Source organism: Cupriavidus sp. DF5525 (genome assembly GCF_040149425.2).
GTDB classification, from domain to species: Bacteria; Pseudomonadota; Gammaproteobacteria; order Burkholderiales; family Burkholderiaceae; genus Cupriavidus; species Cupriavidus pickettii_A.
Map to the genome: position 1 here is coordinate 1,396,334 of NZ_CP168267.1, position 20,542 is coordinate 1,416,875.

The window sequence follows — 20,542 nt, forward strand, 5'->3', positions numbered from 1 at the left end:
GGCCAGGGACATGGCAGACAGCCGGGGGAGTGTTAAAAACCTTGCCATCCGGAATGGCGCCTGTTTGCCGGGCCACTGTCGCCCGGCAGCGTGCGTCAGGCGATGGTGATCCTGAACGCGCTGTTCGCCTGGCTGACCGAGGCGGGCTACCTGCACAGTGAAGAGGATGCGCGGCATGAGGCCACGCAGGATCGGCACCGGATCGGCCGGACCCGCAAGACGTAAGGCGCATCAGCATGGCATTCCCGCACCAATCGAAGATCGCATCCGAGAATGGCGCACTTCCTGATCAGGCCCAACTCCCCCTACCAGGTAAGTTGTCCGCCGGCCACACCCTCGCAGATTTTAGCCGCATGGGCCGCTGCCTGTTCGAGCCAAGATGCATGCGACTTGGGAACGCCTAGCATCGTCAAACCCAGCCGTCCATTGCACGCAGGGCGTGCTCGAGATTGACGCCCTTACCGTACTCTAGTTTGGAAAGCATGCCGATGGCGACACCGCAGTGCCTCGCCGCCTGGTCAATGGGCATCCCGTCCCCTGCGCGGGTTGTGCGGTCGTCCAGTTGATGAATAGTGCGAATCGTGGCGCGCGATGGCGGCGTCGTTGATCAAAGACGTTGGAAAATGTGCCGCTTTGCAGACCTTATGGGTTCTGCTAGCAAAATTGCTCAGCACAGACGATGGCAGAGCATATTCTCCTCAATAGTCCCTCCAGGATGCGCGGTGTGGTTAGCCCATCCGACAAACCTGAGGCAAGGATCCTGATCGCCGACGATCTGGAGGCCGATGTCCGTTTGCTCGCGCAGATACTGCGCGGGCCGGCTACGTTTGCGTCGTCTTAAAATGGATCTGCGTGTGGTTTGCGAGCTTTGAAGCCAGAACCGCTACGATCTGATCGAGCTAGATCTCCCGATGTCCGGCAGGGATGGGGTCCAGGTGATGGAAGACCTAAAGGAAGTCGAGGCAGACCGCTACCTTGCTGTGATCGTGCTCACCGCCCTACTTGATCGCAAGTTGCCCGCACTACCAGGTGCGAAGGACATTTTCCCCTTGGTACGTCATTTCATGCCGATGCACCAGGCCCGCAAGGAATTCGTGCGGATCGTCGAACCGGCCGCCTTGGCGGTATTCCTCGCCTCCGACCACTCGGCCTCGATGACCGCGACGGCGCTGGCCATGAACGGCGGCTGGATCTGGCACTGAGGGAACGAGACATGTCTACCAACCCCGGAACACGCCACGCAGGCGGCGCCAAGGCCCCCGTAAAGCCCATCACGCTCGCATTGCAGGGCGGGGGTGCCCATGGCGCCTTTGCCTGGGGCGTACTTGACCGCCTGCTCGAGGACGAACGGCTCGCCATTGAAGGCATCAGCGCCACCAGCGCCGGTGCAATGAATGCCGCGGTACTCGCCTACGGTTTGCTCAAGGGTGGGCCGCCTTGCGCTCGCACCGCGCTGCACAACTTCTGGCGAGACGTTTCCAGCACCGCGCAGATCTGCAGCCCGTTCCGCAAACTGCCGTGGGAGACTTGGCTGCGTAGTGGTTACGGACTCGACAGCTCGCCGATGTACCTGCTGACGGACCTGTTGCTGCGCGTACTCTCACCCTACGATTTCAATCCTTTCAACTTCAACCCACTGCGCGACGTTCTTGCCCGCCATGTCGATTTCGACGCCCTGAGCCGACATTGCCCGATCCAGCTCTATCTGTGCGCGACCAATGTCGAAACCGGCAGTTTGCGCGTGTTCTCGCGCGAGGAAGTCTGTCTGAAGGCGGTGCTGGCCTCGGCTTGCCTGCCGTCCCTGTTCCGGGCCGTGGAGATTGACGGCCAACACTATTGGGACGGGGGCTACGTCGGCAACCCCGCCATCTTCCCGCTGATCTATAACTGCGGCACGCGGGATGTGGTGATCGTTCATATCAACCCGATCGTTCGCAAGGGCGTCCCGAAGACCGCGATGGAGATTCTCAATCGCATTAACGAAGTCAGCTTCAATTCCTCGTTGATCCGCGAGCTGCGTGCGATCAGCTTCATCACCACCCTGATCCAGGACGGCAAGGTGGACATGAAGGAAATGCTTATCCATTCGATCGGCTCGGACCAGACCATGACGGCGCTCGGCGTTTCCAGCAAGTTGAATGCGGACTGGGACTTTCTCTGCTACCTACGCACCCAAGGGCGCGATCAGGCCGAGCACTGGCTGGCACAGAACTTCAGTGCGATCGGCGAACGGTGCAGCATCGATTTGCGCAAGGAATTCCTTTAACGCCGCGGTGCGCCCCTGTTCGAGCGACACTGGGCGTACGCGTGTGCCAGCACATTCTCACGATAGCATCACCGAGATTGGGTGCATTCGAGGCCCTGTTGTTCGGCAAACGAGTGTCGATAAAATTGACAATTCAATTTCCCCCACCTTTGGGCGACAAGGGTTCCAGCCGGATACCCCAGTGACAAATTTATTTTGAGATACGCCTGTACGATGGCATCCGTCTGGTATGGACCTGATGCCCCCGCGTCGTTCATCGGGAACCACAATTAGAGCGCACATCGATGTCAGGACAAGTCCTCCAACAGCTCCCTTGCCTGACGCTAATCCACGGTATCAAACCCCTCCGTGAAGGAGCCATGAATCTCGGCCAACCCCTGCCGCGCCGCGCCGCTCTTGCCTTGGCGGTGCCAGAGCCGGGCCAGGCTCAGTGCGCCTTGCAACTCGACTGACCTGGCCCCTCGATCACGGGCGAGAGCAGTTGCCTTCTGAAAACAGGCCTCGGCTTCTTTGGTCCGAGCGGACGCGCAGGCCTCCTCTCCCGGCATCTGCAGCATCAAGTCCCCCTTGAGCCGAAGCAGTCTCGGTTCATCGAACCGCTCGCCGATCCTGCTCACCAGCGCCAGCGCCTCGCTCAGCACGCGAAGCGCCGCTTCAGGTTGCCCTGCCCTGCCATAAGCGTCGGCGAGCAGCCCCAGAAGTGATGGCTGGCCCAGTACCGCTCCGGTTGCTTCGCGGGCGTCAAGATCCTGGTGCATTTGCGCGATGCCCTCCTCATGACTCCCCTGCCTGGCGAACGCCCAGCCGCGCAGAATCGTTCCCCACGCCAGATAGAGTGGGAACCCCTGGTCGCTCGAGAGTGCGATCGCAGCGTTGGCATACCCCAGCGCCGGTTGCACTTCGCACCGGCGCTGATGCAGTTCGGCCGCGAAGATCAGGGTCAGGGCAAGGCCGAACGGGTCAGAGACTTTTCTGGCCAGCTCCAGTGCCTCCTCGCAGCGGGCGCGGGACTGATCCGGCAAGCCCAGATACCAAAGGAACCAGCTCAAGGTGCTCCGCATATGAACGGCGGGGTTTCGCGCATAACGCAGAAGATGACCGTATGACTGCCGGTCGGGCCGGTGCAGCTCCAACGCCCGCTCCATGTGGGTCCGGGCCAGCCTGACCTCGCCCAGGCGGAACACCGTCGTTCCAAGAACACGGTGCGCCGCCGCGAGTTGCTCCGGGTCTTGTGTGTCCCGCGCGAGACCGAGCATCCGCTCCACCAGGCTCAACGCTGTCTTGAGTTGGGAACGCAACAGGTAGAACGACCACAGGCCTAGCTGCGCGGAGAAAGACTGCGGAGTTTCCCCGCCCTGTTCGCTCAGGGCGAGGGCACGCGTGTAGGTCGCCTCCACCTCTGACGCCCCAAAACCTCGCGCGGCCATCCAGGCTGGACCAAGGGTCAGCAGCAGGGTGAGTTCCTCGCGCAGGCGCTCCGGGGCATCAGGCAGGGATTTGAGCAGATCGAGGGCTGCACTGAGATGCCCGATCGCCTCGAGCTGAGCTGAACGTTGCAGCGCCTCCGCCTGGTCCAGCGGCTCCAGGCACAAATGGGTGTAGTAGCGCCTGTGTGACCAGTCATGCCGGTACTCGGAGCGGTAGTTGACGAGCAGAAGCATCCTGGCACCCGGCACGTCCTCGATGAGGACATTGAGGAAAGCCTCCGTCTCACTATCCAGCCATTGCAGGTCTTCGATCAGAAGTATGAGTGTCTGATTCTGACTCTCGCGCACCAGCAAGCGCGCGATCGCCTCGAAGGTGCGCTGACGCCGGATGGCCGGATCCATCGTCGGCAATGCCGAGCCCGGCTCAACGATACCCAGCAGGTAGAGCAAGTAAGGCAGTTGATCCTCCAGGGCGCGGTCCAGAATTAGGAGTCTGCCAGTGGCCTTCTCGCGATAGCGGCGCTCGTCATCCTGTGCCGTAATCTGGAAATAGTTGCGCAGCAAGTCGATTAGCGGCAAGTAAGGAAACGCCTTGCCATGCGACACCGAGAAGGTCTCGAGCACCATGCAGCCTTGCTGCGCGCGTGCCTTGAATTCATGGAACAGGCGCGACTTGCCCACGCCCGCCTCGCCCACCACGCCGACGATCTGCCCCTGCCCTGCCCGGGCCAGTTCGAGCGCCTCGCCCAGGCGCTTCAGTTCGGCCTCGCGACCGACAAACCGGGCCAGGCCACGTTGCGCGCCCACCTGCAGCCGCGTGCGCAAGGCGCCCAGCCCGAGCACCTCATACACGGCCAGCGGCTCGCGCAGGCCCTTGATCTGTGTGCGCCCCAAGGCCTTGAACTCGAAATACCCCTCGGCCAGTTTGTGGGTCGATTCGCTCACGAGGATCGATGACGGGGTCGCGACCCCTTCCATCCGCGCGGCGATATGGATTGTGTGGCCGACCGGGTCGTAGTCCGTGCGCAAGTCATCCTTGCGGATCGAGCGCACCACCACTTCGCCGGTATGGACGCCAACCCGGATCTGTAGCGGGATGCCCTGCTCCAACCGGATCTTGTCGCTATGGTGGCGCATGGCCTGCTGCATGCGCAGCGCCGCAAACAGCGCCCGCAGCGCATGGTCCTCGTGGGCGATTGGCGCGCCAAACAGGGCGAGGATTCCGTCGCCGAGGGATTTGGCCACGTATCCCTCATAGTGATGCACGGCTTCCATCATCAGCGCCACGACCGGATCGATCAGGCTGCGGGCTTCCTCAGGGTCCAGGTCTTGGATCAATGCCGTCGAGCCGGCCATGTCCGCGAACAGGGCGGTGATGGTCTTGCGCTCGCCACCAGCCTCCCCACCCTTCGCCTCCATGGCGGCCTGCTCGGCGCGGATCCGTTCGGCCAGATGGGGCGGTGTGTAGAGAATCGGTGCCGGCAAAGGTGGCCCAACAACGCGCCGCCGGGCCTGAGCCCTGACATCGTCAAGAAGGCCAACGGCGCCCTGAATACGGCGCTGAAGGACCTGAGCGTCGTCAAGAGCATCGTCGATCGTGGCGATGAGCCCGGCGGCGGTACGCCCGAGCAGTTCGCAACGCTGACCCGCACCCACTACAAGATGTGGGGCGATGTGGTGAAGGCAAACAACATCACGGCTGATTAAGACAGCAAAGGCGCTGCACCTCCACGTGGCCAGGAAAATCGGTTTGCCCGGCCACGTGACGCGCCTTGTCCAGCCAGCCTACTTGACGCACGCGAGGTTGACGGCGAGTCCGCCCCAGTCGGTGGCCTGGTTGCTGTCCACCTGGACCTGCAGCTTGTCGTTGTGGAGAATGGTTCCGGAAGGCACCTCACGGGTGCAGTTCTGCAGACCGTTGGTCACCTTGCAGCCCAGGCTGCCGACCTCCGCCAGCTTCACCGCTGCGCCCGCCCCTGTCACCTTGTACACCGAGATGTCCAGTGATCCGTGCACCTTACCGAGCGTGCTGGCCGTGAGCTTGACGCTGCTGCAGTCATAGGGAATCACGACACCGAAATCCGACGGCAGAGGCACCGCGCCGCCCGAGCCGGTCATGGCATAGTGGCCGCGGCTAAGCGTATCCGGCACGTTGAAGTTGCCGTTGTAGACCGTCGCAGTCGTCATTTTCGCGCCGGAGGTTGGCCACTTGCCGTCCTGCTTCGGGCCGTACAGCGTCGATGTCGAGGTATCGAAATAGAAATCGCCATCGACACCGATGCTGTCCGTCGGCGCGCCGCTGCCGTACAGGATGTGGCCGCCATTCCCAACCGTGCTCCCACCGGTTCCACCGGTCCCGCCGGTACCACCAGTGCCACCCGTACCGCCTGTACCGCCAGTGCCGCCAGTCCCGGACTGGCCGGCCAGCGAGACCCCCTGCGGCCACTGGTCGTTGGCCTTGGGCCCGTACAGCGTCCAGGTGTTAGTATCCAGGTAGTAATCGCCGTTGTTTCCGACGCTGTTGTCCGGCGCGCCCGCGCCCGTCAGCACGGTGCCGCCGCCGGGGCCCGACGAGCCGGACCCGCCACCCAACGGGACACCCGGCGGCCAGGTGCCATCCGCCTTGGGCCCGAACAGTGTCGAGGTGGTGGTGTTGATGTAGTAGTCGCCATTGTTGCCGACGCCGCTGGTCGGATCGCCCGAGCCGGACAGCATGGTGCTACCGGCCAGACCCGTATTGCCGCCGGCCCCGGTGTTGCCTTGGGTGCCGCTCCCGCCCACCGGCCCTGCTATCGACACCCCAGCTGGCCACACGCCGTTTGCCTTGGGCCCGAAGAGCATCCAGGTCGCGGTATTGAGGTAGAAATCCCCGTCCTTGCCGATATCGGGCCCCGGGTCACTGGTACCGGACAGCATGGTGCTGCCAGCCGTGGCGGGAGTTGGCGCCGTCGTGGATGTGGACGTGGCCGATCCCGGGTTACCTGTCGTATCCGATCCCGGGTTGCCTGTCGTGGTCGCGGCTGACGTGGCGCTGGCAGGCGCCGAGTCGCCTCCGCCTCCCCCGCAACCGGCGACCGTGACGATCAGACAGGCGAGCGGCACGGCAGCCAGCCTCATGTGGATGCGTTTCATAGAGTCCCCCCTTTCCCGGCTTTTTTAGCCACTTTGAAATCCGATGGCTTGCGCTAGCGCCAACGATGCGTTCAATCTAGGTGGCGGGATTGGAAAGAAAAATCGCCTCTATGGACGAGCGCCGGGTATGCGGCAAGCGCGATCGGACGCCAAAAGGATGCTTAAGAAATGAAACATCGGGCCATCAAAGCGGCGCCCCTCTTGCCATGCATTTACCCCAGCAGAGATGTCAACTGCCCGCAGCCGCCATGCACACGTGAAATGCGCCCGCTTGCAGTGAAGGCCAGCCGACGCACACGACCCTGGCAGTTGTTTCAAAGTCGAATCAGCCTGCATTCCCCTGTTTGAAGGTAGGCGGTCGCCGCCTTACTTTCGAATCTGGACGTCGGCTACGGACTGGGGCAGCTTCGCGATATCACGCTCGATGTCAGCGTCGAGTTGCTTTCCGATAGCGCGAATCCGATTCCGGGTGCCGCTGAACGAAATGCCCTTGTCCAGCGGCAGTACTTCCTTCAGCATAGCCGTGGCCTGCCGGTACGGCAGATGGCTTGCCCACTTCGCCTGGAGGCATTTCAGCTCCGGCGTGGCGCGATTAGTCAGAGCTTTAGACAAGGGATGGACCATGGACCGCGGCGCCCGTTGGCAAGCACACGACCACAGGCGCGGACTATTCACCGTCACCTTGCCGTACACAGTGCGCACCACCGTCGAGCGCCTGTCCTTGTGGCGCAACGCCGCGCCGCAGCACCGACAATGGATCTGGTCCGAGAGCCACTCATCGACTTGCTTCGAAACCAGCTCGACCTGCACCTTGGCCAACAGCGACCGCCCCTCCGCTAGGGAATCGCTGATCAACGAGGTCCTTCGTATGACGCTGCCAACGTCTTTAGCTTTGGCGTCTCACAATGAGGGAGAACTGGCCAGCTTCGCCATGCTTTTCGCTCATTTCGGGCCATTCCTGGCGCGCTTTGCGCGCTCAGGGCGGATTGCTCCCCTGTGAGGCCAACAACAGCTTCCCGGCGAGCACCAGATTCGCCAGACCCAACAGGCTGAACAACTGCGCTGTGTTCTTAACCAGGCCCTTTGATGACGTGGAACGGATGCTCGACCCGCGCCCGGATCTGGGCCTTGGCCCGCTCGACGGCGATCAGCAAGTCCTTGACAGCGCCGTCACGCATCGCCCTGATGTTGCCGCGCTTGACAGGGGAGGCGCAAGCCGCGGTGCTGGCCAGCGCCTCGGCGCACTGGCTGCGCCACACCGCCGGTTCGCACATGACCGACCAGCAGGTGGACCTGCGCTTTGTGCGCGACAACTTCCCTACACCCGCGGGTGCTCGACCCGGACCTGAACCTGATCGAGATTTCAGAACTGATCGACTGAGGGCGCGCTGCCCGCTTGCTGCGCCATAGGCATGATGATGGGGCGCTGATGCCCGTCGCGCTATCGGGCCGGACGGCGCGAGCGCCGTCCCCCCAACCACTCACTTCAAATCACCAAACCGCTTCCCCTGCGCCACCAGATCCGCCAGCAACTGCGCCGGCCGGAAATCCGCCCCGAGCGTTTCCTCATACTGCCGCAACGTCCGCAGCACCTTGTCCAGCCCGATCGAATCGGCATAGCACATCGGGCCGCCACGGTAGACCGGCCAGCCGTAGCCATTGACCCAGATGACGTCGATATCGGACGCGCGCAGCGCCTTGCCCTCCTCCAGGATTTTGGCGCCCTCGTTGATCATCGGGTAGATGCAGCGCTCCAGGATCTCTTGGTCCGATACCACGCGGCTCGCCCTGCCCTGCCGCGCGGCGAAGTCGCGGATGACCTGTTCCACCACCGGCGACGGGCGTGCGTTGCGCTTGTCGTCGTAGTCGTAGTAGCCGGCGCCGGTCTTCTGGCCGCGGCGGTCCATTTCGCAGAGGATTTCGCGCAGGGTCGAGCTGGTGGATTTCTCCTTCACCCAGCCAAGGTCCAGGCCGGCCAGGTCGCTCATCGCGAACGGGCCCATCGGGAAGCCGAAGTCGTACAGCACGCGGTCGATGTCCCACGGCAGCGCGCCGTCGAGCGCCAGTTTCTGGGCTTCGCGCTGCCGTTGCGCCAGCATCCGGTTGCCGACGAAGCCCGGGCACACGCCGACCAGCGCCGCGACCTTGCCGATCCGGCGCGCCAGCTCCATCGAGGTGCGGATCACCGGCTTCGAAGTCTTGTCGCCCCGCACCACTTCCAGCAGCTTCATCACGTTGGCCGGCGAGAAGAAATGCAGCCCGATCACAGTCTCCGGGCGCGAGGTGGCCGCGGCGATCTCGTTGACGTCCAGCGCCGAAGTGTTGGTGGCCAGGATGGCGCCCGGCTTAACAATGCGGTCGAGCTTGCCGAATACCTCCTTCTTGACGTCCATGGTTTCGAACACGGCTTCGATCACCAGATCGGCGTCGGCCAGTTGCTGCAGTTCGAGGGCGGGCGTCAGCAGCGCCATGCGCGCGTCCACCTCAGCGGCGCTGAGACGCCCCTTCTTCATCGTGTTTTCGTAGTTGGCGCGGATGGTGCGCAGCCCGCGGTCCAGCGCCTGCTGCGTCGTTTCGACGATGGTGACCGGCAGCCCAGCGTTGAGGAAGTTCATCGCGATGCCGCCGCCCATGGTGCCGGCGCCGACGATGCCGACCCTGGCGACTGGGATCGCCGGCACGTCGGCGCCGATGTCGGGTACGTTCCAGACCTGCCGCGAGGCGAAGAAGTAGTAGCGCTGCGCCGCCGACTGCTTGCCGGCCATGAGTTCCTGGAACAGTTCGCGCTCGCGCCGCAGGCCCTCGTCGAACGGGAGTTCGACCGCCGCCTCGATGCAGCGGATATTGGCTTCCGGCGCCTCAAAGCCACGGAAGCGGCGCGCGTTGGCCTTGCGGAAGGCGGCGAACAGTTCAATGTTGCCCCGTGCCGGAGCGATCTTGTCATCGAGTTCGCGCACCTTGCGCAGCGGCCGCTGCTCGGCGACCACCTGGCGCGCGAACGCGATGGCATCAGCGCGTAGCGTGGCGTCGTCGGCGAGTGCGTCGAGAAGCCCCATTTCAGCGGCCTCGCCGGCGGGCACATGGGTGCCGTAGGCGACCATCCCCAAGGCCTTCTCCGGGCCGACCAGTCGGGGCAGCCGCTGCGTACCGCCGGCGCCGGGCAGCAGGCCGAGGTGGACTTCGGGCAGGCCGCATTTCGCGCTGCGTGTGGCGATGCGGTAGTGACACACCAGCGCCACTTCCAGCCCGCCGCCGAGCGCGGTGCCGTGGATGGCCGCAATCACCGGCTTGGGGCTGTCCTCGATGACCGCCTGAACGTCCGGCAGGCCAGGCGGCACGAACGGCTTGCCGAACTCGGTGATGTCCGCGCCGGCGATAAACGTCTTGCCAGCGCAGATCAGCACGATTCCCTGCACCGCAGAATCGGCGATGCAACGTTCGATGCCGTCGCGGATGCCGGCGCGCACGCCGGCGGACAGCGCGTTGACGGGCGGCGAATCGATGGTCAGCACGGCGATATTGCCGTCCACGGCCAGGCTGGCCACTGCGTTGATGGCGGTCATGCAAGCTCCTTGAACGCTGTGTTGATGTGGTTTCAACCGGTCAGTCATGCCGGTCCGTCACGTCCCTGGCGATGGCCAGGAAACGGTCGAGTTCTTCGCGGATCTGCTTCTTGTTGTATTTGCCGACGCTGGTCTTGGGGATCTCGCCGGTCATTGCGACCAGCGCCGGCAGCATCCACTTGGTGATCTTGCCGGTGTCGACCCCATGCGTCTTCAGGAATGCGATCACATCGCCCTCGTCGGCCTCGAAGCCGGGCCGCAGTTTGACCAACGCCAGCGGGCGCTCGCCCCAGACGGCATCGGGCACGCCAACCACGGTGGCTTCCAGCACGAAATCGGCCATCGCGATCAGGTTTTCCAGTAGCACCGTCGGCACCATCTCTGCACCGCTGCGAATCACGTCCTTGACGCGGTCGGCGATGGTGATATAGCCATGGCGGTCGACCCTGGCTATATCGCCGGTATGTAGCCAGCCGCCGCGCCACAGCTCGGTGCTGCGTTCCGGTTCCCGGTAATAGGCACAGGTGGCCCACGGCGCGCGCACGACGATTTCGCCCACGGTCTGGTCGTCCCGCGGCACCGGCTTGCCGTCATCGTCCACTACCTCCACGTCGACACCCAGCACCGGCAGGCCGGCCTTGACTAGCAGCCCGTCGGTCTGCGCGCGGTCCAGCCCGGTCAGGTCCTTGCGGATAAACGACGTGACAATGGTCGGCGCGGTCTCGGTCATGCCATAGCCCGAACTCATCCGGAACGACGGCAGCAGTGCCTCCAGCTTGATTTTCAGCCCCAGCGGCAGCGCGCCGCCACCCACGCTGACGCGCACCAGGCTGCTCAGGTCGTATTTGTGCAGGTCCGGGTAGGCCAGCAGCATCGCGGCAATGGTGCTGACGATGCCGACCGAGGTCACCTTCTCGCGCTCCACCAGCTCGCAGAAGCCCTGTACCGTGAAAGTGCCGTGCAGCACGATCTTCTGCGCGCAATAGACCGCCACGAATGGCGCGCCCCATGCGTGGATGTGGTACATCGGCGTATTGAGCAGCAGCACCGCGTTCTCGCCCAGGCGTGCGGCATCGGCGGGGCTGGCGTCGGGCGTATTGGCGATGGCCTGCTGCGCCATCACGTGCACGGTCATCAGGTAGAGCTGCCGGTGCGTGAAGGTGGCGCCCTTAGGTTGGCCCGTCGTGCCGGTGGTGTAGCACAGCGTGGCGTTGACATCCTCATGCAGCATCGGCCAGTCCATCGCGTCCGGCTGGCCGGCGATCAGGTCTTCATAGTGGATCAGGCCGGCGATGCGCGTATCCGGCAGCCCTGGCCGGTCGGACATGTAAACAAAGCGCTCGACCACATCGCTGATCTGGTCGTAGATGCTTTCCACCAGCGGCAGCAGCGTGTCGTCGAAGAACACGATGCGGTCTTGCGCATGCCGGATGGTGAAGATGACATGCTCGCGCGACAGGCGCACATTGACGGGGTGCAGTGTGGCGCCGATGCCGGGCACCGCGTAGTAGAGCTCCAGGTGCCGGTGCGTGTTGAGCGCGAGCGTGGCGATGCGGTCGCCCGGCTCGCCCGGCACGCCAGGCACCACGCCCAGGCCGTTCAGCGCATGGGCAAGCTGGCAGACGCGGCGGTACCACGCAAGCCAGGTGAACCGCGCATACTCGCCGCTGCTCGGGTTGCGGTAGACCACGCCAGGCAGGTCCGGGTACAGGCGGACCGGCCGCTGCATGATGGTGGTCAGCAGCAAGGGGTAGTGGGTGCTGAACTCCGGGTACGTCCTCGCTTCCATCTCTTCTCCTGGTGCCGGGGTTGGAAAGGGCAGCCTGCGCGGCCAGCGTGGGCCGCTGGCATGGCAGCAAATCAGGGAATGTCTCCGGCTTCCAGGCGCCGCTGCAGCCGTGGGTCGGCAATGCGCAGCGCCAGTACGAATGCGGCCGACTTGACTGCGATGGCGGCAACGAACACCAGCGGGAAATACAGCGACTGCGCCAGCAGCCCGCCGATCACCGGCCCGATGGCCATCATGCTGTAGGTAGCGGTGTCGGACACGGCCAGCAGCATCGGCCGGTCCTTGCGTGCGCCGAACTCCATCACCAGGTTGTCCGCGGAAACAAAGAAGCCGCCGAAGCCCGTCCCCAGTCCGCAGAACGCCAGCAGGAAGCCAGGCAAGGTGGCGCACGACAGCAGCCACGCCGTGGCCGCGATCCATGTGGCGATGCTGGCAAGGAACACCAGCCGGTAGCCGCACCGGTCAGCGATGCGGCCCCACACCAGGTTGCTGCCGGTCTGGGCCAGCAGGTACGCCAGGCTGAGGTAGCCGAGGATGGCGCCGTCCAGCCCCAGCAGCCGGCCGGCGTAGATCGCATAGAACGGCATCGCCATCATGCCGAAGGCCACCAGCGCGCGGGCAATGAAAAACCGCACGAAATCCCGGTCGGCAGCCAGCAGTGCCGGCAGCTCGCGCACGCGCCGCCGGAAGCCGGCGGGCATGCGCACATCGTGCAACGCGGGTTCGCGCATGCCGGCCAGCACCGAAATGCCCAGGCTGGTCAGCACAAAGGCCGCCAGGAAGGTGGCGGCATAGCCATTGCCGAACACGTCGTTGCCCACCAGGTAGCGTCCGCCCAGCCACGCCACGGCGGCCGCCGTCAGCCCGCCGAAGAAGTTGCGCAGCGCCGTCAGCCGCCCCCGCCGCGCCAGCGGGATGATCTTGGAGGTCAGGTAGTTGAAGCTGACGTTCTGCACGCCGTTCAGCAGCCCGAACAGCAGCAGGAACGCCGCTGCGGCCGCCAGTGCGCCGCGGCCGCTCAGCAGCAGCGCGGACAAGGCGAGCCCCAGGATCTGGCCGCGCACCAGCCAGCCCACCAGGTAGATCAGCGGCATCACGCGCTGGCGATGCTCGATCAGCGTCGCCCCCCAGATCGACGAGGCCGCCATCCCCGCGTACTGCGCCGCCAGCACCAGCCCCACGGTCAACTTGGAGCCGGACAGCAGGTAGAGGTAGGCCGGCACGAAGGTCGGCGCGGTCACCAGCCGGAAGCCCGTCATGCCGAGCATGCCGTGGACCAGGAACGCTTTGGCGTTGCGCGGCAGGTGCCGGGCGACGTGATCGCGAAAGTGTTGTTCGGCCTGTTCTTGCTCCGCCTCCCCGGTGCCGCGCAGCAGCGTGCCGCTCATACCGGCACGCGCGGCGTAGCGCCCTGCCCCGCCTGGACTGCGCCGTGCGGCGCGCAATTGACCTGCGTTGTCACGTTGTCTCCCACTTTGCGCCAGGTCACGCGGGGGTGCCGGCCGCTTCTTGGTCTCTGCCTGCCCATGGCGCCGCACTGGCTCACGCGCGGTGATTTTGTGGGCGCTGAATAGCTTTTCGTATTTTCGGTATGTCTGCGATGGATGCTAGCACAACCGTTCGTTTTTCAAATGGATCGATGTCATGCCTTTTCGAAATTTAGGATCGGAACCTACGGATCGACCAGGCATGCACGGTCAACGAGCGCCCGGGATGTGGGGCCCGCGCCTTTGTTACTCGCTTATTCCGATATAAATCATGAAATCGCTGCATGTTTCGCTATTTTTTCTGCACTGCATCACTCGCAGAACCACGTACACGGGGGCCGCCGGTTGGTCTTCAGACGCCTTGGGAAGCCGACCGGCTCTGTTACCCGACCCGCTCGCTTTCGGTTTTGGAGTATTGACGTTGCCAGATGCGGCTTGTATAAAAGATCATGCCGCTGCGCTGCCGTCACCGTTTTTAGAAATACTAGACTGCTGCGTCGTGCCCGTGATTCTGGCGCCCCCGGCCCAAGCACAGAACACGGGACTGAAGGCGTACAACCAAGGAGACAAGCTTGGACGAACTGGAGACGTTCCGGCAGCAGGCGCGCGCCTGGCTGGAAGCCAATTGCCCCCCTGAAATGCGCCAGCCGGTGCAGGACGAGGACGACATCTGCTGGGGCGGGCGCAAGTTCCGCTTTCAATCCGATGCGCAGCGGCTGTGGCTGCAGCGCATGGCCGACAAGGGCTGGACCGTGCCGGAATGGCCGCAGCAGTATGGCGGCGGCGGGCTCAGCGCGGCCGAGGCCCGGGTGGTGCGAGCGGAAATGCAGCGCCTCAACTGTCGGGTACCGCTGCAGAGCTTCGGCATCTCCATGCTCGGCCCGGCCTTGCTGAAGTACGGCACCGAGGCACAGAAGCAGGAACACCTGCCCAGAATCGCCCGTGGCGAGATCCGCTGGTGCCAGGGCTACTCCGAGCCTAATGCCGGCTCCGACCTGGCCGCGCTGCAGACGCGCGCGGAAGAGCGCGACGGGCATTTTGTCGTCAACGGCCAGAAGATCTGGACCTCGTATGCCGACAGGGCCGACTGGATCTTCTGCCTGGTGCGCACCGATCTTGCCGCGCAGAAGCACACCGGCATCAGCTTCCTGCTGTTCGACATGGAAACGCCGGGCGTGTCCACCCGCCCCATCGTGCTGATCTCCGGCAAGTCGCCCTTCTGCGAGACCTTCTTCGACGATGTGGTGGTGCCGCGCCACCAGTTGGTCGGCGAGCCCAACGGTGGCTGGGAAATCGCCAAATACCTGCTGACGCATGAACGCGAGATGATCAGCGCGATCGGCAGCCGCGGCTTCCGCCAGCCCGTGGGGCGGCATGCCGCCAAGATCATCGGTGTCGATGCCGGCCATCGCCTGGACGATCCGATGCTGCGCACACAGATCGCCCAGTTCGAGGTCGATGAGGCCGCCTTCGCCGCGGCCGGCGAACGCGCCCGCGACCTGGCCAAGCAGGGCGAAGGCATGGCGGCATTCTCTTCTGTCCTGAAGTACTACGGCGCGGAACTGAACAAGCGCCGCTATGAACTGCTGATGTCGGTGGGTGGCACCGACGCCATCGAATGGGAAGGCCCGCGCAGCCAGGAAGGCGCGCTGGCGCGTGCATGGCTGCGCACCAAGGCGAATTCGATCGAGGGCGGCACCAGCGAGGTCCAGCTCAATATCGTTGCCAAGCGCCTGCTCGGCCTGCCCGGCGCCTGAGGCGCCCTGACTTCCGCCCCGACACCAGACCCGCCGAAGCCACCATGCCCATCGTATTCAATGACACGCAGGAGATGCTGCGCGACAGTGCCATGACGTTCCTGCGCGAGAACGCCCTCATCTCCACCCTGCGCACGCTGCGCGATACCCATGACCCGACCGGCTTCTCGCGCGAGCTGTGGCAGCGTTGCGCCGCGCTGGGCTTCGCCGGCGTGCTGATCGACGAACAATATGGCGGCAGCGGCCTCGGTACGGTCGAGGCAGGGGTGATCGCGGAAGCCATCGGCACCACGCTGGCGCCGTTGCCCTTCATGTCCACTGCCGTGCTCGGTGCCTCGCTGGTCGGCCTGTTTGGCAACGACAGCCAGCGGCGCACGCTGCTGCCGGAAATCGCCGCCGGGCGGCACCTGACGGCCCTGGCGCTTGACGAGGCCGCCAAGCATCGGCCGGACCGCATCGCCACCACGGCGCGGCGCGAGGCTGACGACTATGTGCTGGACGGCAGCAAGGTCTTCGTGGTCGATGGCCACGTGGCCGATACGCTGATCGTCGCGGCGAGAACGACCGGCGCAGGCGAGGCGGACGGCGTCGCGCTGTTCCTGGTGCCGCGCGACAGCGCCGGTGTACGCGTGGAGCGCTGCGTGCTGGCCGACGCCACCAATGCGGCGCGCGTCGCCCTCGACGCGGCCAGGGTGCCGGCCGACGCCCTGCTTGGCACCGCCGGCAACGGTGCAGAGATGCTCGAACTCGTGCTCGACACCGCCCGCGCGGTGCTGTCGTCCGAGTTGCTGGGCATTGCCGATGCCACCTTCGCACACACCCTCGCCTACCTGAAGGAGCGCCGGCAGTTCGGCAAGGCCATCGGCGAATTCCAGGCGCTGCAGCACCGCGCGGCGCACCTGTTTGCCGAGATCGAACTCACGCGCGCCGCCGTGCTGCGCTGCCAGCAACGGCTGGATGAGCGCCAGCCGGACGGGCCCGAGCCGCTGGTCTGCATGGCCAAGGCCAAGGCCGGCGCCACGGCAACCCTGGCGGTGCAGGAAGGCGTGCAGATGCACGGCGGCATGGGCATGACCGACGAGCTGGACATCGGCTTCTTCATGAAGCGCGCCCGTACCGCGCAGGAGTGGCTGGGCGACGCCAACTGGCAGCTCGACCGCTGGGCGGCGCTGCGCGGCTACTGACGCAGGCGGCCCCGGCGGCGGGGCCTGGCAGGACATCACGCAACACCGAGGCGGCAACCGGCGCCCCGGCAAAGGCGCCACGCGCCCATGCCGGCCCGGCCGCCAGGAAGGAGGCAGCATGTCGGCAAGACCCTGGGCACCCGCAACACCGGCAACAGCCGGATCTCAACGACGTTTGTGCGGAGGCCGGCCATGAGCGCCTACCTGTTGCGCCGCCTGCTGGCGCTGGTGCCGACGCTGATGTTCGCCAGCATCATCGTGTTTGCGATCGTGCGGCTGGTGCCCGGCGACGTGGTCGACCTGATGCTGAGCCAGAACGACATCAGCGCCGATACCCGTACCCGCGAAGACCTGGTCCGCGCGCTGGGCCTGGACCGGCCGATCTGGGAACAGTACCTGCACTGGGTTGCCAATATCGTGCTGCATGGCGATCTCGGCCAGTCCCTGTGGCAAGGCGAGCCGGTGCTGACGATGGTGATGGCGCGCATCCCCGCCACCTTCTCGCTGGGCATGCTGGCCCTGACGGTGGCGCTGACGGTGGCACTGCCCATCGGCGTGCTGTCGGCGATCCGCCAGGACAGCGCCGCTGACTACGTGGCGCGTTCATTCTCGATCCTGATGCTGGCGGTGCCAAGTTTCTGGCTCGGCACTATGGTGATGGTCTTTCCGTCCGTGTGGTGGGGCTGGTCGCCGGAAGTGCGCTACGTCCCCTTCCTGGAAGACCCGGTGCAGCACGTGCGCCAGATGCTGGTGCCGGCCATCGTGCTCGGCATGGCGCTGTCCGCGATCACGATGCGCATGACGCGGACCATGATGCTGGAAGTGCTGCGTCAGGACTATATCCGCACCGCCTGGGCCAAGGGCCTGAACGAGCCGCTGGTGATCCTGCGCCACGCGCTGCGCAACGCGCTGATCCCGGTGGTCACGCTGATCGGCCTGCAGGCGCCGCTGCTGATCGGCGGCGCGGTAGTGATCGAGCAGATCTTCGTGGTTCCGGGCATGGGCCTGCTGCTGCTCGATGCCGTGCACCAGCGCGACTACCCGCTGATCACCGGCGTCTTCCTCGTGGTCGGCGTCGCGGTGATGCTGATCAACCTGCTCGTAGACCTGAGCTACGGCCTGTTCGACCCCAAAGTGAGGCACCGCTGATGGCACATCAGACCGTCGATCCGCAAGGCGTTTCCACGTCGCTGCCCGGCGCCCTGCCCCGCGCAACACCGCGGCGGCGGCCGCGGTTCCCGCTGCTGCGGCGCCTGTTCCGCGACAAGCCGCTCGGAGCGGCCGGCGCGGTGATCTGCGCAGTGTTCCTGTTCTGCGGCGTGTTTGCCGACCTGCTGGCGCCGTATGGCATGAACGAGATCAACATGATCGCGCGCATGCAGGCGCCGTCGTGGGCGCATCCCTTCGGCACCGACAACCTCGGACGCGACATGTTCTCGCGCTGCCTGTACGGCGCGCAGCTTTCCGTGGTGATCGGCCTGTCGGCGGCGACGCTGGCGACGGTGATCTCGCTGGTGTTGGGCATCCTGACCGGCTACCTGGGCGGCAAGTTCGACCTGGTGGTGCAGCGCATGGTCGATGCCTGGATGAGCTTCCCCGACCTGGTGATCCTGATCGTGGTGGTGTCGGTGCTGGGCCCGGGCAGCTGGCAGATCGTCTGCACACTGGGCCTGCTGCTGGGCATCGGCGGCTCGCGCATCGTGCGCAGCGCCGTGGTGTCGGTGCGCGAGAACATGTACGTCCATGCCGCACAGTCGATGGGCGCTTCCACCGGCCGGATCCTGTGGCGCCACATCCTGCCCAACGTGCTGCCGCCAGTGATCGTGCTGTTCACCACGCGCGTGGGCACCGCGATCCTGGCGGAGTCGGGCCTGTCCTTCCTCGGCCTCGGCGTGCCGCCGCCCGCGCCCACCTGGGGCGGCATGCTGTCCGGCGACGGGCGCACCTTTATGTTCCAGGGTCCGTGGCTGGCGCTGGCGCCTGGCGCCTGCCTGACGGTGGTGGTCTATGCGATCAACGTGTACGGGGATGCGCTGCGCGACCTGCTGGATCCGCGCATGCGCGGCAGCCGCTGAGCCGCGGCGCCCAAAGGAAACAGGAGCAGCGATACGGCAAGCGGCCAGCATAGGCCGCCATCGGCAGCATGACAGCGAACACGGCCGGCACGGTGAACCGTGCCCCTCATGATCCCCAAAGGAGCAAGCGATGGTGCGCAGCGTGAAGGTGGACGGCAGGACGACGAGGCGGGCTTCGGTCGCGATGGTGGTAGCGGCAGTGGCCGCTGCGCTCGCCTGCGGCACGGTGGCCGCGCAGGCGGAAGCGCCCAGGTACGGCGGCACTATCGAAGTCGGCTCGGTCTATCCCACGATCTCCGCGTTGTCGTGGGACCTGGCGGACTGGAACTGGAAGCAGAACTACGACACCGGCCAGGTCTATGAGCAGCTCTTTGTCGCAGATCTCTCCAAGGCCCGCCGCAACGGCGGCAAGTACGCCTTCCAGGCCGACGCCTGGCTGCCTGAGGACGCCATCCGCGGCGAGCTGGCCGAAAGCTGGAAATGGACCGATCCGCTGACACTGGAGGTCAAGCTGCGCAAAAACGTGCGCTTTCCGGCCAAGCCGGGCGTGATGGACGAGCGCGACCTGACCGCCGAAGACGTGGTGTTCAGCTATGGGCGCCAGGGCGCCAGCGCCAAGAAGATCCCGACTTATTTCGACCACCTGAGCAAGGTCGAGGCGGTCGACAAGCACACGGTGGTGTTCCGCTTCAAGGAGTTCAACGCGGAGTGGGACTACCGCTTCGGCTGGGGCTACTACTCCGGCATCATGCCCAAGGAGGTGGCCACTGCAGGCGCTTCCAACTGGAAGAACGTCACCGGCACGGGCCCGTTCACGCTGAGCCAGTTCGTGCAGGGAAATTCAAGCACCTACGCGAAGAACCCGCAGTACTGGGATACCGAGAAGATCGGCGGCAAGGACTACAAACTGCCCTTTGCCGACAAGGTGGTGCTGCGCACCGTCAAGGATGAGGCCACCCGCAACACCATGCTGCGCACCGGCAGGCTCGACGTGCTGGAACTGGTGCGCTGGACGGCCGTCGACGAACTCAAGAAAAGCGCGCCGCAGCTGAAGTGGTCGAGGTGGCTGTCATACACCGGGCAGTACCTGGCGCTGCGCGTCGACACCAAGCCGTTCAACGATATCCGCGTGCGCCGCGCACTCAACATGGCGGTCAACAAGCAGGAGATCGTCAAGCAGTACTACGGCGGCAATGCGGAGCTGTTCGCCTATCCGCAGCACCCGGACTACACCGGCTACTTCGAGCCGCTGAGCGCGATGCCGGAGTCGGTCAAGGAACTGTTCACCTACAACCCTGAGAAAGCGAAGAAGCTGCTTGCCGAGGCCGGCTATCCCAAGGGCTTCAAGTTCAAAGTCCAGGTGTGCGCCTGCAGCCAGGACCATATGGAGATGCTGCCGCTGATCGGAGCCTACCTGGAACAGGTCGGCGTGCGCATCGAGATCCAGCCGATGGAGTACGGCGCCTTCCTGTCGGCGATGACCACCAAGACCAATGCGCCGGGCTACATGATGAACAACGGCCATACCAACCCCACCACGACGATCCGCAAGAGCTTTGTCGCCGGCCAGGTATGGAACGCCTCGCAGTGGAACGATCCCAAGTTCGACGCCCGCGTCAACCAGGCCTTCCAGATGCGCGACCTGGGCAAGCGCCAGGAAGCGCTGCGCGCCCTGACCCGCGACATCCTGGCGGAAGCCCCATACATCTGGCTGCCGACGCCTTACCTGTTCACCGCCTGGTGGCCGTGGGTCAAGAACTACGACGGCGAGCTGCGCGCCGGTGCCGTGCGCAACGGACCCATCCACGCGCGGGTGTGGATCGACCAGGAGATGAAGAAGAAGCTCGGCTTCTGACCACGCC

General features: G+C 65.0%; 14 protein-coding genes and 3 pseudogenes. 10 read left to right on the forward strand and 7 right to left on the reverse strand.

Annotated features, from left to right (window positions below):
- Positions 1 to 45: 45 nt before the first annotated feature.
- The 3 genes and pseudogenes from ABNX08_RS41025 to ABNX08_RS41035 form a co-directional block, all read left to right on the forward strand.
- A pseudogene (locus ABNX08_RS41025) lies at positions 46 to 157 on the forward strand (integrase/recombinase); the annotation flags it as partial.
- A gap of 781 nt (positions 158 to 938) precedes the next feature.
- Complete coding sequence (locus ABNX08_RS41030; protein WP_349608737.1) at positions 939 to 1,202, forward strand: hypothetical protein; 264 nt, start codon at positions 939 to 941, stop codon at positions 1,200 to 1,202.
- An 11-nt stretch (positions 1,203 to 1,213) separates the two neighbouring features.
- Positions 1,214 to 2,266 carry a patatin-like phospholipase family protein gene (locus ABNX08_RS41035; RefSeq protein WP_022540444.1) on the forward strand — a complete coding sequence of 351 codons (1,053 nt, stop codon included), beginning with the start codon at positions 1,214 to 1,216 and terminating at the stop codon, positions 2,264 to 2,266.
- 323 nt (positions 2,267 to 2,589) lie between these two features.
- Here the strand turns inward: ABNX08_RS41035 and ABNX08_RS41040 are convergent, their stop codons facing one another.
- Entirely contained in the window at positions 2,590 to 5,112 is a 2,523-nt protein-coding gene (locus ABNX08_RS41040) for an adenylate/guanylate cyclase domain-containing protein (RefSeq protein ID WP_374063758.1), read from the reverse strand.
- A 33-nt stretch (positions 5,113 to 5,145) separates the two neighbouring features.
- Here ABNX08_RS41040 and ABNX08_RS41045 point away from each other — a divergent pair, with 33 nt between their 5' ends.
- Positions 5,146 to 5,400 (forward strand): hypothetical protein, encoded by a 255-nt coding sequence (locus ABNX08_RS41045; RefSeq protein ID WP_374063759.1) that lies wholly within the window; start codon positions 5,146 to 5,148, stop codon positions 5,398 to 5,400.
- 78 nt (positions 5,401 to 5,478) lie between these two features.
- Here the strand turns inward: ABNX08_RS41045 and ABNX08_RS41050 are convergent, their stop codons facing one another.
- From ABNX08_RS41050 to ABNX08_RS41060, 3 genes and pseudogenes are all read right to left on the reverse strand, one after another.
- A complete protein-coding gene (locus ABNX08_RS41050) occupies positions 5,479 to 6,825 on the reverse strand; it encodes a hypothetical protein (protein ID WP_041682321.1) in 1,347 nt (448 codons plus the stop codon).
- Between the two features lie 366 nt (positions 6,826 to 7,191).
- Positions 7,192 to 7,680: a hypothetical protein gene (locus tag ABNX08_RS41055; RefSeq protein WP_349605801.1), complete on the reverse strand. Its 489-nt coding sequence runs from the start codon at positions 7,678 to 7,680 to the stop codon at positions 7,192 to 7,194.
- Between the two features lie 121 nt (positions 7,681 to 7,801).
- Positions 7,802 to 8,027 (reverse strand): annotated as a pseudogene (locus tag ABNX08_RS41060) (IS5/IS1182 family transposase); the annotation flags it as partial.
- 4 nt (positions 8,028 to 8,031) lie between these two features.
- On the opposite strand from ABNX08_RS41060, the pseudogene ABNX08_RS41065 reads away from it, so the two are divergent.
- A pseudogene (locus tag ABNX08_RS41065) lies at positions 8,032 to 8,142 on the forward strand (integrase); the annotation flags it as partial.
- A 164-nt stretch (positions 8,143 to 8,306) separates the two neighbouring features.
- On the opposite strand, the gene ABNX08_RS41070 reads toward ABNX08_RS41065, so the two are convergent.
- The 3 genes from ABNX08_RS41070 to ABNX08_RS41080 all read right to left on the reverse strand — a co-directional run bounded on the left by ABNX08_RS41070 (position 8,307) and on the right by ABNX08_RS41080 (position 13,565).
- Entirely contained in the window at positions 8,307 to 10,388 is a 2,082-nt protein-coding gene (locus ABNX08_RS41070; RefSeq protein WP_349605800.1) for a 3-hydroxyacyl-CoA dehydrogenase NAD-binding domain-containing protein, read from the reverse strand.
- A 40-nt stretch (positions 10,389 to 10,428) separates the two neighbouring features.
- Complete coding sequence (locus tag ABNX08_RS41075; RefSeq protein WP_349605799.1) at positions 10,429 to 12,177, reverse strand: long-chain-fatty-acid--CoA ligase; 1,749 nt, start codon at positions 12,175 to 12,177, stop codon at positions 10,429 to 10,431.
- Between the two features lie 71 nt (positions 12,178 to 12,248).
- The gene (locus ABNX08_RS41080; protein WP_349605798.1) at positions 12,249 to 13,565 is read right to left on the reverse strand and encodes an MFS transporter; all 1,317 of its coding nucleotides are present in this window, start codon (positions 13,563 to 13,565) and stop codon (positions 12,249 to 12,251) included.
- A 671-nt stretch (positions 13,566 to 14,236) separates the two neighbouring features.
- Between ABNX08_RS41080 and ABNX08_RS41085 the strand changes: the two genes are divergently transcribed.
- The 5 genes from ABNX08_RS41085 (at position 14,237) to ABNX08_RS41105 (ending at position 20,535) form a co-directional block, all read left to right on the forward strand.
- Positions 14,237 to 15,421, forward strand: a complete 1,185-nt coding sequence (locus ABNX08_RS41085; RefSeq protein ID WP_349605797.1) for an acyl-CoA dehydrogenase family protein — start codon at positions 14,237 to 14,239, stop codon at positions 15,419 to 15,421.
- A gap of 44 nt (positions 15,422 to 15,465) precedes the next feature.
- Positions 15,466 to 16,605: an acyl-CoA dehydrogenase family protein gene (locus ABNX08_RS41090; protein ID WP_349605796.1), complete on the forward strand. Its 1,140-nt coding sequence runs from the start codon at positions 15,466 to 15,468 to the stop codon at positions 16,603 to 16,605.
- A gap of 192 nt (positions 16,606 to 16,797) precedes the next feature.
- The gene (locus ABNX08_RS41095) at positions 16,798 to 17,754 is read left to right on the forward strand and encodes an ABC transporter permease (RefSeq protein WP_349605794.1); all 957 of its coding nucleotides are present in this window, start codon (positions 16,798 to 16,800) and stop codon (positions 17,752 to 17,754) included.
- On the forward strand, positions 17,754 to 18,680 hold the full coding sequence (locus tag ABNX08_RS41100; RefSeq protein WP_349605792.1) for an ABC transporter permease: 927 nt from the start codon (positions 17,754 to 17,756) through the stop codon (positions 18,678 to 18,680). Before ABNX08_RS41095 ends, ABNX08_RS41100 begins: the two co-directional genes overlap by 1 nt.
- A 130-nt stretch (positions 18,681 to 18,810) precedes the next feature.
- Positions 18,811 to 20,535 (forward strand): ABC transporter substrate-binding protein, encoded by a 1,725-nt coding sequence (locus ABNX08_RS41105; RefSeq protein WP_349605791.1) that lies wholly within the window; start codon positions 18,811 to 18,813, stop codon positions 20,533 to 20,535.
- The last annotated feature ends 7 nt before the right edge of the window (positions 20,536 to 20,542 follow it).

Bases quoted from the DNA above. Each gene is read 5' to 3' on its own strand.
- ABNX08_RS41030 (WP_349608737.1), top strand. From the start codon at position 939: ATGGAAGACCTAAAGGAAGTCGAGGCAGACCGCTACCTTGCTGTGATC.
- ABNX08_RS41045 (WP_374063759.1), top strand. From the start codon at position 5,146: ATGGGGCGGTGTGTAGAGAATCGGTGCCGGCAAAGGTGGCCCAACAAC.
- ABNX08_RS41070 (WP_349605800.1), bottom strand. From the start codon at position 10,388: ATGACCGCCATCAACGCAGTGGCCAGCCTGGCCGTGGACGGCAATATC.
- ABNX08_RS41100 (WP_349605792.1), top strand. From the start codon at position 17,754: ATGGCACATCAGACCGTCGATCCGCAAGGCGTTTCCACGTCGCTGCCC.
- ABNX08_RS41090 (WP_349605796.1), top strand. From the start codon at position 15,466: ATGCCCATCGTATTCAATGACACGCAGGAGATGCTGCGCGACAGTGCC.
- ABNX08_RS41095 (WP_349605794.1), top strand. From the start codon at position 16,798: ATGAGCGCCTACCTGTTGCGCCGCCTGCTGGCGCTGGTGCCGACGCTG.
- ABNX08_RS41105 (WP_349605791.1), top strand. From the start codon at position 18,811: ATGGTGCGCAGCGTGAAGGTGGACGGCAGGACGACGAGGCGGGCTTCG.
- ABNX08_RS41035 (WP_022540444.1), top strand. From the start codon at position 1,214: ATGTCTACCAACCCCGGAACACGCCACGCAGGCGGCGCCAAGGCCCCC.
- ABNX08_RS41040 (WP_374063758.1), bottom strand. From the start codon at position 5,112: ATGGAGGCGAAGGGTGGGGAGGCTGGTGGCGAGCGCAAGACCATCACC.
- ABNX08_RS41080 (WP_349605798.1), bottom strand. From the start codon at position 13,565: ATGAGCGGCACGCTGCTGCGCGGCACCGGGGAGGCGGAGCAAGAACAG.
- ABNX08_RS41075 (WP_349605799.1), bottom strand. From the start codon at position 12,177: ATGGAAGCGAGGACGTACCCGGAGTTCAGCACCCACTACCCCTTGCTG.
- ABNX08_RS41050 (WP_041682321.1), bottom strand. From the start codon at position 6,825: ATGAAACGCATCCACATGAGGCTGGCTGCCGTGCCGCTCGCCTGTCTG.